Source organism: Aureimonas frigidaquae, assembly GCF_001463905.1.
GTDB classification, from domain to species: domain Bacteria; phylum Pseudomonadota; class Alphaproteobacteria; order Rhizobiales; family Rhizobiaceae; genus Aureimonas; species Aureimonas frigidaquae.
This window is the reverse complement of the sequence record NZ_BBWR01000002.1, coordinates 596391-613683: the sequence shown is the minus strand read 5'-3', so window position 1 is coordinate 613683 and position 17293 is coordinate 596391. Positions and strand designations below refer to the sequence as shown.

General features: G+C 67.6%; 9 protein-coding genes. 5 read left to right on the top strand and 4 right to left on the bottom strand.

Annotated elements, in window-relative coordinates; all coding sequences use genetic code 11:
* The first annotated feature begins 148 nt into the window (after window positions 1–148).
* Entirely contained in the window at window positions 149–1531 is a 1383-nt protein-coding gene (locus AUL30_RS02780) for a class II 3-deoxy-7-phosphoheptulonate synthase (RefSeq protein ID WP_062226287.1), read from the top strand.
* A gap of 90 nt (window positions 1532–1621) precedes the next feature.
* Here the strand turns inward: AUL30_RS02780 and AUL30_RS02775 are convergent, their stop codons facing one another.
* The gene (locus tag AUL30_RS02775) at window positions 1622–2269 is read right to left on the bottom strand and encodes a DedA family protein (RefSeq protein ID WP_083507624.1); all 648 of its coding nucleotides are present in this window, start codon (window positions 2267–2269) and stop codon (window positions 1622–1624) included.
* 160 nt (window positions 2270–2429) lie between these two features.
* Between AUL30_RS02775 and AUL30_RS02770 the strand changes: the two genes are divergently transcribed.
* Window positions 2430–2747 (top strand): hypothetical protein, encoded by a 318-nt coding sequence (locus tag AUL30_RS02770; protein ID WP_157069826.1) that lies wholly within the window; start codon window positions 2430–2432, stop codon window positions 2745–2747.
* A gap of 37 nt (window positions 2748–2784) precedes the next feature.
* Complete coding sequence (gene gltX / locus AUL30_RS02765) at window positions 2785–4167, top strand: glutamate--tRNA ligase (RefSeq protein WP_062226285.1); 1383 nt, start codon at window positions 2785–2787, stop codon at window positions 4165–4167.
* A 60-nt stretch (window positions 4168–4227) separates the two neighbouring features.
* Here gltX and AUL30_RS02760 read toward each other — a convergent pair whose 3' ends face one another.
* Entirely contained in the window at window positions 4228–6537 is a 2310-nt protein-coding gene (locus AUL30_RS02760) for an NADP-dependent malic enzyme (RefSeq protein WP_062226284.1), read from the bottom strand.
* Between the two features lie 167 nt (window positions 6538–6704).
* Here AUL30_RS02760 and AUL30_RS02755 point away from each other — a divergent pair, with 167 nt between their 5' ends.
* Window positions 6705–7541 carry a UDP-2,3-diacylglucosamine diphosphatase gene (locus AUL30_RS02755; RefSeq protein ID WP_062226283.1) on the top strand — a complete coding sequence of 279 codons (837 nt, stop codon included), beginning with the start codon at window positions 6705–6707 and terminating at the stop codon, window positions 7539–7541.
* 120 nt (window positions 7542–7661) lie between these two features.
* Complete coding sequence (locus AUL30_RS02750; protein WP_062226282.1) at window positions 7662–8861, top strand: glycosyltransferase family 4 protein; 1200 nt, start codon at window positions 7662–7664, stop codon at window positions 8859–8861.
* Window positions 8862–8883: 22 nt separating this feature from the next.
* On the opposite strand, the gene AUL30_RS02745 is transcribed toward AUL30_RS02750, so the two are convergent.
* Both AUL30_RS02745 and AUL30_RS02740 read right to left on the bottom strand, forming a co-directional pair.
* Window positions 8884–10575 carry a GMC oxidoreductase gene (locus AUL30_RS02745; RefSeq protein WP_062226281.1) on the bottom strand — a complete coding sequence of 564 codons (1692 nt, stop codon included), beginning with the start codon at window positions 10573–10575 and terminating at the stop codon, window positions 8884–8886.
* A gap of 230 nt (window positions 10576–10805) precedes the next feature.
* On the bottom strand, window positions 10806–17264 hold the full coding sequence (locus AUL30_RS02740) for a type I polyketide synthase (protein ID WP_062226280.1): 6459 nt from the start codon (window positions 17262–17264) through the stop codon (window positions 10806–10808).
* Window positions 17265–17293 lie beyond the last annotated feature (29 nt).

Genomic DNA, 17293 nt, shown 5'->3' with positions numbered 1-17293 from the left:
CATTGGTGCTTATAGAACGTCGCACGCGGCCTGAGGCATCCGGCATCGGCCGGCTGTTTGCCGCGAATGCGGAACCTGAAGCAGCAAACGAAGAGGCTCTGCACGAGATTGTCCGGGGAGAAGCCCGGCGGCAGAATGGAGAAGTGGCATGACCAAGGATTGGACACCGGCGACCTGGCGCTCGAAAGCCATCGAGCAGGTTCCCGATTATCCGGATCCAGCCGCCCTGGCTGAAACAGAGAAGCGCCTTGCCAGCTTTCCGCCGCTCGTTTTTGCAGGTGAGGCGCGGAAGCTGAAACGCGCTCTGGCCGAAGTGGCCGAGGGGCGGGGCTTCCTCCTGCAGGGCGGGGATTGCGCCGAAAGCTTCGCCGAGCACGGTGCCGACAATATCCGGGATTTCTTCCGCGCCTTCCTGCAGATGGCCGTGGTGCTGACCTTTGCCGCCGCGTCGCCGGTCGTGAAGGTGGGCCGCATTGCGGGGCAGTTCGCCAAGCCGCGCTCGTCCAATTCCGAGACGAAGGACGGCCGGACGCTGCCGTCCTACCGTGGTGACATCATCAACGGCATCGAGTTCGAGGATGGCTCGCGCATCCCCAATCCCGAGCGGCAGGAGATGGCGTACCGCCAGTCCGCCGCCACGCTGAACCTTCTGCGCGCCTTTGCCCAGGGCGGCTATGCCAATCTGGACAATGTTCACCAGTGGATGCTCGGCTTCCTGTCCGGCTCGCCGCAGGCCGAACGCTATGGCCAGATCGCCGATCGCATTTCCGAAACCATGAATTTCATGCGGGCAATCGGCATCAATTCGGAGAATCATCCCGCCCTGCGCGAGACGGATTTCTTCACCAGCCACGAGGCGCTCCTGCTCGGCTACGAGCAGGCGCTCACGCGCGTCGATTCGACGAGCGGCGAATGGTACGCGACCTCCGGCCACATGATCTGGATCGGCGATCGCACCCGCCAGCTCGAAAACGCGCATGTCGAATATTGCCGCGGCATCCGCAACCCGATCGGCCTGAAATGCGGGCCGAGCCTGGAGGCGAGCGATCTCCTGCGCTTGCTCGACCGGCTCAATCCGCAGAACGAGCCTGGCCGCATGACGCTGATCACGCGCTTCGGCCATGAGCGGGTGGAAGCCCACCTGCCGCGCCTCATCCGCGCGGTGGAGGCGGAAGGCCGCAAGGTCGTCTGGTCCTGCGATCCGATGCACGGCAACACCATCACCGTGAACGATTACAAGACCCGGCCCTTCGACCGGATCCTGGCCGAGGTGAAGGCCTTCTTCGACGTGCACGCCGCCGAGGGAACCCATCCGGGCGGCATCCATGTCGAGATGACGGGCAAGGATGTGACCGAATGCACGGGCGGCGCCGCGCGGCCCGTGCTGGCCGAAGACCTGTCGGATCGCTACCACACTCATTGCGATCCGCGGCTCAACGCCAACCAGGCCCTGGAACTGGCCTTCCTGGTGGCGGAGCTGGTCAAGAAAGAGCATGAGCGCAAGCCTGCCTCGCAGGTCGTCAACTTCTGACCATTCCGGCCATCGCGCCACCGGTCTGCAAACAAAAAAGGCCGGCACCGCCCGAAGGCGGTGCCGGCCTTTTGTCATGTCTGCTGGCTCTTAGCGTGGAAGTGTTTCGTCGTCCCGAACCGGGCCGACATGGCCGACCATGCCGCCATCGCGCTCGTTGCGCGGCGTGCCGCGCAGCATGGGGCCGAACTGGCGCCAGGCAAGATAAAGCGCCAGGATGACGGCGATCCCGATGAGGATGTATATGGCAGCATGTTCCACCGCTTCGAGCTGCGCGAAGACGGAGCTGATCGAGTAGCCGAAGACATAGCCGATGGAGGTGAAGATCGCCGCCCAGAGCCCCGCGCCGATGAAGTTGAGCACCAGGAAGCGCGGCACGGTGATGCTCGACAGGCCAAGCGCGATGAGCCCCGGCATGCGCAGCCCGTAGACGTAGCGGTTCACGATGACGAAATAGGCATGGAAACGGTCCACCAGGCGCAGCGCCTTGGCGAATTTCGGCTTGCGGATCCAGCGCTGCACCCAGCGGTGGTTAGAAAAATAGCGTGCGAAGAGGAAGACCGCGAGATCGCCCAGGAAGGAGCCCGTGAAGGCCAGGCTCATCACGACCTGCAGGCTCTGGCTGCCACGATAGGCCAGAAAGCCGCCGATGATGGCGAAGACCTCGCCTTCGAAGAAGGTCCCTACGAAGACGATGACCAGGCCGAACCGGTCGATGAGTCCGAGGATTTCGTACAAGATGCCTCCGCATGCCCAGCCCGCATCTGGCGGCTGACCGCTGATATCGGGACCGGGACGACGGTTTCAATCCGCGCGGGCGGATGGCCAGGTCCAAACCCCGCCTTGCCGCCCTGCGCGCGGATGCTTAAGCATCTATCGAACCGCCACACAAGGAGGCATGTCCATTATGCTGATCCCTCCATTGGAGGACATTGCGCTTGCCGCCATCGCTGTCGGCCTCCTGTTTCTCGTGCGTTGCCTGTTGACCATCCGGCGGATCCGGACGGAACTCTTGGACCGGCCGCCCTTCTGGTCCGATGCCGCTGCCGTCGGACGGGCCGGGGCCTATGGCCCGGCGGCCGAGCCGGACCGGCGGCATGCCATGCGCCAGCTCATCTTCGGTGTGGTGGTGCTGAGCTGCGGCCTTGCCATCGCCGCCTTCCTGATCGTCACCAGCGTGCTGACGCCCTTCGTCCAGCGCGGCATGACGGTGTGATTGCTTTCGGCCTGGGTGGGGAATAAGGCTCCACTCCATGACGCTCACCGTACGTTTCGCCCCGTCCCCGACGGGCTACATCCATATCGGCAATCTGCGCCCCGCGCTGTTCAACTGGCTTTATGCCAAAGAGCGGTCCGGCGCGGCGCAAGGCAGGTTCGTCCTGCGCTACGACGATACGGATGCCGGCCGCTCCACGCGCGCCTTTGCGGACGCCATCGCACAGGACCTGGAATGGATCGGCATCGTGCCGGACCTTGTCGTGCGGCAGTCCGAGCGGATCGCCCTCTACGACCGCGCGGCCGCCACGTTGAAGGCCAAAGGCCTTCTTTACCCCTGCTACGAGACGCCGGACGAGCTCGAGCGCAAGCGCAAGCGGCAGATGGCCCGTGGCCTGCCGCCCGTCTACGGGCGTGACGCGCTGCGGCTGACGGAAGGCGAGCGCGCCGCCCTGGAAGCGGAAGGGCGCCGCCCGCACTGGCGCTTCCTCCTGCCCAATTTTAAGGGTGATCCCTTCGCGCCCCAGCGCACCGATATCGGCTGGAACGATCTCGTCCGTGGGCCGCTGACCGTGGATCTGGCGTCCCTGTCCGATCCCGTCCTCATGCGGGAGGACGGGACCTATCTCTACACGCTGCCCTCGGTCGTGGACGATGGCGAACTTGGCATCTCCCACATCATCCGCGGCGATGACCATGTGACCAACAGCGGCGTGCAGATCGCGCTCTTCGAGGCCCTGGATTATGCGGTCCCCACGCTCGGCCACCACAATCTCCTGACGACGATCGACGGCGAGGGCCTGTCCAAGCGCAGTGGCGCCCTGTCCATCCGCACCCTGCGCCAGGATGGTTATGAGCCCATGGCCATCGCCTCGCTCGCCGTCCTGGTGGGGGCTGCCGGCGCCATCGAGCCCATGGGGGACCTTGCCGCCCTTGGCGCGCGGCTGGACCTTGCCGCCATTTCCGCATCCAACGCCAAGTTCGACCCGGCCGAGCTGGACCGGCTCAATGCCGAACTCGTCCACGCGCTGCCGACGGAGCGCGTTGCGGGGCAACTGGCGGATATGGGCGTTCCATCCGAAGAAGCGGATGCGTTCTGGCTGGCCGTGCGGGGCAATTGCGCAAAGGTGGCGGACGCCGCGCAATGGGCTCGCATCGTCTTTGACGCGCCGGATCGCGCGGAGCTTGGCGGTGACGATGCCGCCTTCCTGGCGCAGGCCTTCGACCTCCTGCCGGACGGGCCGCTCGGCCCGCAGAGCTGGCAGGCCTGGACCGGGGCGGTCAAGGCCGCCACGGGGCGCAAGGGGCGGGCGCTCTTTGCGCCGTTGCGGCTGGCTTTGACGGGCCGGGACCACGGCCCGGAACTGGCGGCTTTGTTGCCGCTGATCGGGCGCGAGCGCGTCCTGGCGCGCCGCCCTTAAGAGTCCTTCCACGGCATAGCGGCGGACGGCGCCTGGCGCCGGCCGCTGCTCGCCCCTGCGTCAGGGACGGCGCTTCTGCACCGCTTCGGCAACCGCGATGGCCGCCATGTTCACCACCCCGCGCGAGGTGGCCGACGGCGTCAGGATATGGGCCGGCGAGTTCGTGCCCAGAAGGATGGGCCCGACATGCAGCGCGTCCGTCATGGCCTTCACCACATTCATGGTGATGTTGGCTGCGTCGAGCGTCGGGAAGATCAACAGATTGGCTGTCCCGCTCAAGGTGGATTGTGGCATGACGCGCATGCGCAGCTCTTCCGACAGGGCGGCGTCGCCGTGCATTTCGCCGTCGATCTCCAGGTCCGGCATGGCGGCGCGGACGATGCCAAGCGCCTCGCGCAGCTTGATCGAGTCTTCCGTTTCGCCCGTGCCGAAATTGGAGTGCGACAGGAGCGCGACCTTGGGGTCGATGTGGAAGCGGCGCAGTTCCAGCGCGGCGAGCTGCGTGAATTCGGCGATATCGGCCGCCGACGGATCCTCCTGCACGTAGCTGTCGGCAAAGAAGAGCGGCCCCGACTGCGTGATCAGAAGGCTGAGGGCGGAAATACGCGAGACGCCCGGCGCGGCGCCGATGACATGGCGGATATCCCGGATATGGCGCGAGAAGCGGCCGGCCAGGCCGCAGATGAGGCCGTCCGCCTCTCCGCGCGACACGGAGATGGCGCCGATCACCGTCGTATTGGTGCGCACGATGGTGCGGGCGGTGTCCGGGTTGACGCCGAGCCGCCCGACCTTGGCGAAGTAATCGTCCACATAGTCGCGATAACGCGGATCGTCCTCGGGGTTGACCACCTCGAAATCCTTGCCCGGACGGATCCGCAGGCCGAAGCGCTCCAGCCGCGTCTGCAGGACGTTCGGCCGGCCGATCAGGATGGGCTGGCAGATATTCTCTTCCATCAGGACCTGGGCTGCGCGCAGCACGCGCTCGTCCTCGCCGTCCGAGAAGATGATGCGCTTGCCGGATTTGCGGGCCACGGCGAAGATCGGCTTCATGATGAGGCCGGAGCGGAAGACAAAGCGGTTCAGCTTGTCGAGATAGGCGTCCCAATCGGCGATGGGGCGGGCGGCGACGCCCGTGGCTTCCGCCGCGCGGGCGACGGCCGGGGCGATCTTCAGGATGAGCCGCGGATCGAAGGGCGAGGGGATCAGATAGTCAGGGCCGAAGACCGGCGTTTCCGCGCCATAGGCCTTGGCCGCCACTTCCGACACTTCCTCGCGCGACAGTTCGGCGATCGCGTCCACCGCGGCGATCTTCATCTCCTCGTTGATGGAGGTCGCGCCGCAGTCCAGCGCGCCGCGGAAGATGAAGGGGAAGCAGATGACGTTGTTCACCTGGTTCGGGAAATCCGAGCGGCCGGTGCAGATCATGGCGTCGGGCCGCACGGCGCGGGCAAGGTCGGGCATGACCTCCGGCGTCGGATTGGCCAGCGCCAGGACGAGCGGCCGCTCGGCCATCTTCTCCAGGAGCTCGGGCTTGAGGATGCCGCCGGCCGACAGGCCAAGGAAGATATCCGCGCCGTCGATCACCTCGGCGAGGCTGCGCGCCTCCGTCTCCCGGGCATAGACCGCCATCCAGCGGTCCATCCGCTTCTCGCGCCCCTTGTAGACGACGCCCTCGATATCGGTGCAGGTGATGTTGTCGACCCTGGCGCCGAGCGAGACGAGGAGGTTCAGGCAGGCGATAGCGGCCGCGCCCGCGCCGGACGTGACGATCTTGACGTCCTCGATCTTCTTGCCGGCCAGGAGCAGAGCGTTGCGCACGGCGGCGGCGACGATGATGGCGGTGCCGTGCTGGTCGTCGTGGAAGACGGGAATGCCCATCCGGGCGCGTAGCCGCTCCTCGACCTCGAAGCATTCGGGCGCCTTGATGTCCTCCAGGTTGATGCCGCCGAAGGTCGGCTCCAGCGCGGCGACGACATCCACCAGCCGGTCGATCTCATGCGCGTCGACCTCGATGTCGAAGACGTCGATATCGGCGAACTTCTTGAACAGGACGGCCTTGCCCTCCATCACCGGCTTGGAGGCGAGGGGGCCGATATCGCCGAGCCCCAGCACCGCCGTGCCGTTGGAGATGACGGCGACGAGGTTGGCGCGGCTGGTATATTCGGCGGCGAGCGAAGGGTCGCGCTCGATCTCCTTGCAGGGCGCGGCGACGCCGGGCGAGTAGGCCAGGGCCAGGTCGCGCTGGTTGCCGAGCGTTTTGGTCGGACGGATCTCGAGCTTACCCGGCTGCGGATAGCGGTGGTAGAAAAGAGCCTGCGAATCCAGTTCGTGATTGGACTGGCTGGGCTGGATTTCTTCTGTTCCGGGCATCGGCTTCCTCTCGGCGGCAAAACGCAACGTCGCCCGTGTCGTGTAGAACATGCTCCATGCCCTGCAAAGGGCCATTGCGCTCCTGCTCATCCCGCTTCCCATCATATGGATGTCATGGGAATCGGGCATGCCGGATGCACCGGCACTGGCAGGGGAGCTCGAAGCGCATGCAGCCAAACCCGCAGAAACCGGGTTCGCCCGCCATCGCGGCGCCCTTCGTCAAACAGTACCGCACGCTCTTCCTGTCCGATGTCCATCTGGGCTCCAAGGCGGCGCAGGCGGAACTCCTGGTCGACTTTCTGCGGCATCATTCTGCCGGCACGATCTACCTTGTGGGCGATATCGTCGACGGCTGGAGGCTCCGGCGTTCCTGGCACTGGCCGGCCACGCACAATGACGTGGTGCAGAAGCTGCTGCGCCAGGCGCGCAAGGGAACGCGGGTCGTCTATATTCCGGGCAATCACGACGAGTTCCTGCGGCCGTTCCCCGGCGAGCATTTCGGGGGGATCGAGGTTCGGCTCACCGATGTGTTCGAAGCGGCCGACGGGCGCCGCTTCCTGGTCATGCATGGCGACGAGTTCGACGTCGTCGTGCGCAATGCCAGGCTCATCGCCTATCTGGGCGACTGGGCCTACGATGCCGCGATCGCGGTGAACGTCGTCTTCAACCGCGTCCGGCGCAGCCTGGGCTTTCCGTACTGGTCGCTGTCCTCCTGGGCCAAGCTGAAGGTCAAGAACGCCGTCAGCTTCATCGGCGCCTTCGAGGAGGCGCTGGCCGGCGAAGCGCAGCGCCGGGGCTGCGACGGCGTGATCTGCGGCCACATCCACCATGCCGCCATCGGCGAAAGGGCGGGCATTGCCTACATCAACACGGGCGACTGGGTGGAAAGCTGCACGGCCATCGGCGAGCGGCCGGACGGCACATTCGAGCTGATCCGCTGGACCGGGCAGGCGGCAGCGCAGCCCCATGCGGCAGGCGCCGGCGGCGTCGCCGTCGCGGCCTGACGGAGCGCCCTTACCTCCAAAGACGGACAGGCCTGCCACCCTCGAAAAGGCGGCGCGCGGCGGCCGAACCTTGTATGCATGTCGGCGTAAACCATCTCGGCTGCATCGGAAAAGTCAGGCATGGACGTCGCCTACCTCATCAATCAGTACCCGAAGACGAGCCACAGCTTCATTCGGCGGGAAATCATGGCGCTGGAAAGCGCCGGCATGTCGGTGCGGCGCACGGCGATGCGCGGCTGGGATGCCGAGCTCGTGGACCCCGACGATCTGGCCGAGCAGGCGCGCACGGACTACCTTCTGAAGGACGGCGCGGTGCCGCTGCTGCGCGCCACGCTGCGCCAGATGGTCCGCCGCCCCGGCGCCTTCTGGCGCACGGCCAGGCTGTGCCTGTCCATGATGCGCCGGAGCGATCGCAGCGCGCCCGTGCACGCCATCACGCTGGCCGAGGCCTGCCTTCTGGTCGAGTGGCTCGAAGCCTCGGGCACGCGGCATATCCACGCCCATTTCGGCACCAACTCGGCCGAGGTCGCCATGTATGCGTCCGGCCTGTCGGGCATCGGCTACAGCTTCACCGTGCACGGCCCGGACGAGTTCGACGCGCCGGCCTTCATGAAACTGGGCGAGAAGACGGCCCGGGCACGCTTCGTCGCCGCCATCAGCGATTTCTGCGCCAGCCAGATCTTCCGCTGGGCCGCCTTCGAGGATTGGAGCAAGGTGCGCATCGTGCGGTGCGGGCTGACGCCGGGCTATGCGCTCGAGGACGTGCCGCCGCCCGCCTATCCGAACCGCCTGGTCTGCGTCGGCCGGCTCGGCGCCCAGAAGGGCCATTCCATCCTGGTCCAGGCGGCGGGCGTCCTGCACAGGGAGGGTGTGCCGCTGGAGCTCGTCCTGGTGGGAGATGGTGAGTTGCGCCCGCAGATCGCGGCGCTGATCCGGGCGGAGGGCCTGGAGGGCGTGGTTCAGATCACCGGCTGGGCCAGCGGCGCGAAGGTCCGGCAGCACATCCTGTCCGGCCGCGCCATGGTGATGACGAGCTTCGCCGAGGGCCTGCCCGTGGTAATCATGGAAGCCTACGCGCTCGGCCGTCCTGTCCTGGCAACGGAGATCGCTGCCATTCCCGAACTGGTGCGCGAGGGTGAAACCGGCTGGCTGTTTGCCGCCGGATCGGTCGAGGCGGCGGCGGATGCGATGCGCCGGTGCCTTTCGGCGCCAGATGTCGCCTGCGCCGATATGGGCCGGCGCGGGCAGGCGCTCGTGCTCAAGCGCCATGACCTCTCGCAGGAAGCGGCCTATCTCAAAAGCCTGATCGAAACGGCCTGAAGGCGGTGGTGCGGCGCGGCCCTCAGGCCGCGACCGTCTCGCGCATGGGGTTGACCGGGAAGGCGCGGACCTTACCGGCGCTTTCGGCCGCCAGGCTCTGCGCCAGGCGGACGGCCAGCGCCATGCCGGTCAGCGTCGGATTGGCCTGACCCGATGTCGGCAGGACGGCCGTGCTGGCGACATAGAGATTGGGCAGATCGAAGCTGCGAAGGTGGCGGTCCACCACGCCCTCGCGGCGATTGGCAGCCATGCGCGTCATGCCGATCTGGTGGGTGCCGTGGCGCGCCTGCGAAAGAACGCCGGCCACGCGCTGGTCGCGCGGCATGCGGTACTCGATCGTGCCGAGGCCCGTCTTGCCGAGCCAGTCCTCGAACAGGTCGTGGACCTTGACGACGGATTGGGCGTCGGCACGCGGAAAGCGCAGGTCGATCTCCAGCCGCGGCAGGCCGAGCGCGTCGACCTTGTCGGTCAGCCAAACGCGGCTCAGCGGATCCGGGCTGTGCTCCGAATGGTAGGACAGCCCGTAGCGGCGGTTGCGGTTGTGCACGAACAGGCCGGGCAGGCGCTCGCGGCGGCCGTAGCGGCGCTTCAAGAAGCCGAAGGCCTGTCCGACCGCCTCGGGCGCGCCGCGCAGGACGTTGGCCAGATGGGCACGGATATGTTCCGGCTGGTCCGGGATATGGCGTCGGCGAATGGCCTCTGCAACGACGAGCCGGCCCACCGGACCCAGCGTCATGACCAGGTAGACGAGCGACAGGAAGGGGCTGCCATGCCGGGGGTCTGCCACCGGCGGCACCACCGGCCAGAGCGCGGTGTTTAGGACACCTTCGCGCAGCTGCGTTTCTTCGCTCGGCACGAACCTGCGGCGCACATAGGAGCCGCTGTCGTGGACGAAGAAGTCGAAGGCGCGGTCCAGCTCGTCGGTCGCCATGGTGATGTCGGCGATCTCGCCGATCAGATGGCCCATGTAATAGCGGCCCAGCGGGCCGTCGAGCCCGCCGAACAGGGCCGTGTTCTTGCGCTGCGTGGCGAGCAGGAGGCGCGTCGTCTCCAGCCCGCCGGCCGCCACGACCAGCCGCTCGACCTTGATGCGCCGGCGCTCCGAGCCGTCCGGCCGGGCGATCTCGACACTGTCGGCGCGGCCATCGGCAATGCCGATATCGGTCACGACGGCTTCCAGCCGAACGTCGATCAGCTTGCTTTCACTGAGCGTGCGGCGGTGGGTGACGTGCAGCTTCTGTTCGTTGGCCCAGCGCTCGAGCGTGTCGAGCGAAAAGCTGTCATCGGCAACGGCGAGCCCGTCGATCGGCGCCGTGTAGACGACGTTGCCCGTATTGGCGATCTCGCAGGCGCGGGCGTAGAAGGGGAAGAGCTCGTCATAGGTGATCGGCCAGCGTGCATCGACCAGGCCCGGCCGCGGCATGAAGTCGATCGGATCGTAGATGACGCAGCGCGCGCCCCACAGGTTCGACGTGCCGCCCAGCGCGCGCGCCGTGGCGATCCGCATGTCGTCATGCCGGTCGGGCTCGGCGAAATCGGCCTCCGCAAGGGCCTGGATGCTGGGCGATTGGCGGTGGCCGCCGGATTCCAGCATCAGGACCGGAACGTTCTGGCGCTCCAGTTCTACCGCAAGGGCAATGCCGATGGGGCCGGCCCCGATAATGCACACGCCTGGAAAATGCGTTCCAAGACCGTCGAAACCATCGTGGATCATATGGTTCAGTTCCGAAATGGGTTGGCCAGCACGCGGCCTGTCAACGCAGGATGAAAACGAAAAAAATAGCCAATGGCCAAGCTGACCCTGACGGGTCACCGGCGCTTCTTTGATACGTACCGATTGAAATCGAAAAATGCGTTGCCGGCAATCTCTACTTTCACGGCAACGTTACAGAGTCCAAAGGCGTAGGCGGGGCGCACCGCATGGCGCGCTCCGCCTGTGTCATCTCACTCGGCGGCCATCAGGAGCGCCTGGCTTTCGCGCGCCGGCGTCTGCGCCTCTGACAGGCACTGCCGCATCCGTGCCGCCAGGACGCGCACGCAGGGTTCCAGGACCATTCCGTCATGATCCCCCGGCACGATGGAGACGATGAGTTCGCCTACATAGGGGGTCCAGCCATTGTCGTCGAGCACGATGGTCCGCCCCTCCTGGAGGCGCCGGCCGTCGCGGAGGCGGTAGACGACATCGGGCACCGGACGGAACAGATGCACCGCGCCCGCATAGGGGCGGACCTGGTAGCGCTGCAGGGCGCGGCGGAAGGCCGACTCGATGTTGAGGTTGTGGAACTGCGCGCTGCCGCTTTCCTGCGCGGCGGCCGACTCACGCTCCCGCTGCTCCTTTTCCCAGAGCTGGCGGTTGCGCCACCACTGCGAGACGAAGGACAGCTTGTTGCGCTTCAGATCCTGCAGCTTCATGTCCAGGCGGTCGATCTGGCTGAGCTCCGGCTGGGTCGGCAGGGGCGTGTCCAGCATGATCAGCCGGTCCACGGTCTCGCCCGCCTCGGTCAGCTGCCGAGCGATCTCGAAGGCCACCAGGCCGCCACCCGAGAAGCCACCCAGGAGATAGGGCCCTTCCGGCTGGATGCTGCGGATCTCGGCCACGATATCGGCTGCCGCTTCCTCGAAGGTCTCGTGCGGGGCCTCCATCCCGTAGAGGCCACGCGCCTGCAGGCCATAGACCGGGCGATCGACGCCCAGATGCAGCGCCAGATGGCGCAGGTTCAGGATGTTGCCGAACATGCCCGCGCACAGGAAGAAGGGCGTCGCCTTCTGGTCGCGGCCGGGATGCATGGCCACGAGATGCGTCATGCGGCGCACATCGCTCGCAGCGGCGGCCGGCCGGGCGTCATCGGCATCGTCGCTCACGCCGGTCCGCTCGCGGATCAGCGCCGCCGAGCTGGCGATGGTCGGAGCCTCGAACAGGACCGAGATCGGCAGATCCAGCCCATAGCTCTGCCGGATCATCCGGAACAGCCGGACGGCGATCAGCGAATGGCCGCCAAGGTCGAAGAAACTGTCCTCGACGCCGATCTCCTGGACGCCCAGGAGCTCGCGCCAGAACTCCGCCAGCTTGCGCTCCACGCTGTCGCGCGGGGCGACATAGTCGCGTTCGAGGGCCGGCCGCTCGAAGAGCTGGGATGGCCGTGCCTCGCTGTCGCCGGGCCGTGCCGCGCGGGCGATCAACAGGTTCAGATCCATGGAGGAAATGATCGGCTGCGTTTCGCGCGTTGCCATGGCGCGGGCCAGCGCCTCGAAGCCTTCCGCCGGCCGGATACCCTGCGCCACCTGCGCTGCCAGAGCGGCCAGCGCGGGGGACGAGGCGGCGGCGGGCGCCTTGCGTGCGGGCTGGGCGGCGGAATCGGCCTGGCCGAAGCTCATCGCACCGTCCAGACGCTTGACGATAAAACGCTCGATCTCCATTGCCACGGTGCCGTCGGCATTGGCGATGGTCACGTCGAAGGCGGCGTAGCCGTCTCCCAGGCCATCATCCTCGGCCAGCCGCAAATGGCTGACGATCTCTTCACCCAGTGGCGCATGCAGACGGATGTTGCCGTAGGATGCCGGTGCCCACAGGCCGGCATCGGCCTTGTAGCTGGGGATGAGGTCCATGCCGCATCCGGTCGCGATGTCGAGGAGGGCCGGATGGACGATCATGTCGTCGCCCTCGGCTTCCGGCGCCATGACCAGCCGCGCCACCGCCTCGGACGGGCCGAGGGCCAGTTCCCGCAGGACGCGCCAGCGCGGACCGAAGCGCACATGCGCTTCCTGCGAGGCGATCAGCGTTCCGCCGCGCGGGGCAATGCTGCGCTGGGTGCAACGGGCACGCAGGGCGGCTTCCTCGATGGTGCGCTCCGGCAGGTCCATGGGGGTCAGGACCGCCTCGGCATGGCGCTGGAAGGCCATGCCGGGCGCTGCCGCCACGACCTCGGCGCGCCAGCCGTCCCGCCGCTTCTCGAGCCGCAGGCGGACGGTCTTCTGCGCACCGTCGGCCACGTCCAGCGGGCGCAGGAAGACGAGATCGGAGAGCTGCAGGCCACCCTCAAGCCCGTATTCCCGTGCGGCCTCTGCCATGAGTTCGATATAGCCGGTGCCGGGCAGGAGGGCTTGTCCGTCCGCCAGGCGGTGCTCGGCAAGGAGCCAGTCACGCTGGGGCGACAGGTCCCGCTCCAGCCATTCGACGCCATCCTCGTCCGCGACCCAGTGGGTGAAGATGGGTCCGAGCGCCGGGCCGCCTTCGCGGCTCGCCTCGTGACCCTGGCGGCCCATGGCGCGGGCCGCAAGGCCGGTTTCGTCCCAGACACCCCAGTGGACGGCCAGGGTGCGCCGGCCCGGGCGGCCGCGGCAGCTTTCGGCGAAGGCGTTCAGGTAGGCGTTGGCCGCGACGTAGTCGACCTGCCCGGCCGGCGCCGTATCCGTGCTGGTGGACGAGAAGAGGACGAGGAAGTCGATCGTCTCCGCGTCCAGGCAGGCGGCCAGGACCTCGGTGCCGTGCACCTTGGGCGCCATCACTTCCTCGGCTTCCATCTCCGTCTTCAGGGGGATCAGGTCGTCCTTGACGAGGCCGGCCGTGTGGAACACGCCGTCGATGCGCCCGAAGCTGCGCTTGACGTCGGCGATAGCGGCGGACATCGCCTCCTGGTTGCCGACATCGGCCGTCAGCACCAGAACGCGGCTGCCCAGCGCCTCGATGGCTTCGACACCCTCGATGACGCGGCGGGTGCGGTCACCGCGCGGAAGCGCTCGGCGCAGGGCGGCCCATTCGCCACGCGGCGGCAGGCTGCGGCGGCCGATGAGCGTGATGTCGGCGCGGTAGCGGCGCGCCAGTTCGTTGCCGAGCGCCAGGGCAAGATCACCATGGCCGCCGGTAAAGACGTAGCTGCCGCCCTCGCGGAAGGGGACTTCGCCCGTGCTCGGCAGCTTGAGGCGGCCGTGCCCGGCGGTCCAGCGCTCGCCCTTGCGGTAGGCCACCCGCTCGGTGGCCGGGGCGGACATGAGCTCGTCCCACAGGTGCCGGACGGTATCGACCGGCCGCGGCTGCGCCACGGCCGAACTGCGCTTGAACAGCCGGCGGCGGTCCTGCGGATGATCGGACGCCAAGGGCAGGTCGCAATCGACGACGCGCACCGTCACGCCCGGCATTTCCTGCGGCAGAACCTGGCAGGGGCCGAGGATGGTGGCCTTTTCCGGATAGGGCAGGGCCTCGTCGCCCACGCGCATCATGCCGTTGGTGGCCACCGTCACATGCAACGGCGCGCCGAGGCCGGCATCCGCCATGGCCTGCGCCAGGTGGAGCAGGCTGTAGAAGCCGCATTCCTGGTTGCGGTGGAAGAAGCTGGAACCGGCGCGGTGCGTTTCCCGGTCGGTCAGGAGCCAGAGATGCAGGATCTCCGACGGCAGTTCCCCATCGGCGGCAAGGCCGCTGAACAGCGCGTCATAGCCGGGGCGTCCGCCTTCCGGGCACAGGACGTAATCATCCTTGGCGCGCCGGGCGAAGTTGTCGCCCTGCCGCACGCTTGCCACGCGATGGCCTTCGGCGCGCAGGCGTTCCACCAGCGCGGCCCCGGTGCCCGTCTCGTCCAGGAAGACGAGGAAGAAGCGCGGCTCGGTGACGAGGTCGCTTTCGATGTCGGCGATGGAGCGCTTGAAGACAGGCCGCCAACCCCAGTCGGCAATATCGTCGCGGCGCAGGAGCGGTGTCGTGTCCGCGTCGCTCCTCTCGGGCGCTGCCGCTTCGATGAAGTAGCGGCGGTGCTGGAAGGCGTAGGTCGGCAGCGATGCGCGCCGTGCGCCCGGCATGCTCCAGAGCGGTGCGTAGGTGCCGGCAAGGCCGGTCGCCCAGGCGCGGCCCAGCGCCGTCATCAGGCTCAACCGGTCGTCGGCGCCTTCGTCCGCATGGGGCAGGGCGTTGATGATCAGGTTCGCATCGATGCTGCCCTGCGCCTTGGCAAGGCTGGACAGGGCACGGCCGGGCCCGACCTCGATGTAGATGCGGGTCCTCTCCTCGCTCAGGGCGGCCATGCCGCGGGCGAACTCGACGGTGCTGCGCAGGTGGCGGCACCAGTAGGTCGGATCGGTCGCCTCGCTATCGGCCAGCCAGGTGCCGGTCAGGTTGGACATGATGGGAATGCGCGGCGCCGACAGGCGGATCGAGCGCAGGAATGCCTCGAAGCGCGGCAGGATGACATCGAGCATGCGCGAATGCGCGGCGATGTCGATGGGCACGCGCGCGGCATCCACCCCCTGCTGGCGCAGGGTCTCGCGGAACCGCTCCAGATCCTCGTTGCGGCCGGAGACGACGCAGAATTGCGGCGCGTTGACGGAGGCGAGGTCCAGCTCCGCCGGCAGGCAGGCGCGCAGCGCCGCCGGGTCCATCGGAACGCTGAGCATTCCCCCCGGCGCGATCGTGTCGAAGAGCTCCCCGCGCAGGCGCACCAGGCGCACCGCATCGGCATAGCTGAAGACACCGGCAATGCAGGCCGCCGCGTTCTCGCCCATGGAATGGCCGATCAGCGCCGCGGGGCGGATGCCGTGGGCCATGAGGTGCCGGCTGACGGCGATCTCGATGATCAGGATAGCCGGCAACTGCACGGACGGCTTCAGCATCGTCCTTGCGGCGGCCGGATCGCCGAGGGCGGCGTCGAGCCAGGCGGCCCGGATCTCCCGCGCGGCATCCGGCGCCAGGGCAGCGAGCCCTTCCTCGACCGTGGCGCGGAAGGCACTGTCTTCGGCATAGAGGCGGGCCGCCATGCCGGCATGCTGCGCTCCCCCGCCGGGGAACATGAAGACGGCGCCGGCGCTCGTGTCGAGTGCGGTGTGGGTTTGCGGGCGCCGGCTTTCCGGATCGGACAGGACGGAGATGGCGTCCTGCCGCCCGCGCACGGCCACCACGCGCCGGTGCTCGAAGCTCTTGCGGCCCGTTCCGAGCGTGAAGGCGGCATCGGCAAGGCTGAGCGAGGAATCGGCGCCGAGCCGCGCCGCCAGGCGCTCCACGGCACCGTCCAGCGCCTTGCGGCTCTTGGCGGAAAAGACGAGCAGGCGCGGCACATTGTCATTTTCGGCACTGGCCGGCCGGCCGCCATGATTGGCCGAGGCCGGCGCCTGTTCCAGGATCAGATGCGCATTGGTGCCGCCGACGCCGAGCGAGTTGATGGCCGCGCGGCGCGGCCCGCCGAGCTTCGGCCAGTCGCTCAACCGGTCGTTGACGACGAAGGGCGAGGTATCGAACGGAATGGAGGGGTTGGGACGCTCGTAGTTCAGGCTGGGCGGGATCTGTCCGTGCTTGACGCTGAGCGCCGTCTTGATCAGCCCCACCACGCCGGCGGCCGTGTCCAGATGGCCGATATTGGTCTTGACCGAGCCGATGCGGCAGAAGCCCGTCTTGTCCGTGCCCTGCCGGAAGGCCTGGGTCAGGGCTTCGACCTCGATCGGATCGCCGAGATAGGTGCCCGTGCCGTGGCATTCGACATAGCCGATCGTATCCACGGGCAGCCCGGACAGGACCTGCGCCTCGACGATCGCCTCGGCCTGGCCCGATACGCTGGGCGCGAGATAACCGGCCTTGGTGCCGCCGTCATTGTTCAGCGCACTGGCCTTGATGACGGCGTGGATGATGTCGCCATCGGCCAGCGCATCCGACAGGCGGCGCAGCGCGACGATCCCCACGCCGCTGCCGAAGACGGTGCCGGCAGCGCGATGGTCGAAGGCGCGGCAGTGGCCATCCGGCGACAGGATCTCGCCGTCCTGGAACACATAGCCCCGGCGGTGCGGCAGCTCGATCGTGACGCCGCCGGCCAGCGCCATGTCGCACTCGCCGCTCATCAGGCTCTGGCAGGCGTAATGCACGGCCACGAGCGAGGTGGAGCATGCGGTCTGCACGTTGACGCTCGGCCCGCGCAGATCGAAGGTGAAGGAGGCGCGCGTGGACAGGAAGTCCTTGTCGTTGCCGGTGTGGCGCAGCAGGAACATGCCCGTCTCGTCGACGAGCTGCCGGTTGCTGCAGACATTGAAGTAGAAGTAGCTGCCCATGCCGCAGCCGGCAAAGACGCCGACCGGGCCGGTGCTCGTACCGGGCGTGCGGCCCGCATCTTCCATGGCTTCCCAGGCGCATTCCAGGAACTGGCGGTGCTGCGGGTCCATAATCGCCGCTTCCTTCGGGCTCAGCCCGAAGAAGTCGGCGTCGAACATCTCCATCCCCTCCAGATCGGCCGTCCGGGCCACATAATTGGGATGGTGCATTCGCTCGGCCGATTCGCCGGCCTCGGCCAGTTCCTCGGCCGACAGGCTGCGGACCGATTCGACGCCCGTGCAGAGATTCTTCCAGAAGGTGGAGACGTCCCGTGCCCCCGGAACCCGCAGAGCCATGCCCACAATGGCGATGTCGTTGGGTGAAATCTCTTCGTCGACCATGTCGTCCGCCCAAAATGGTTGACCGGTCC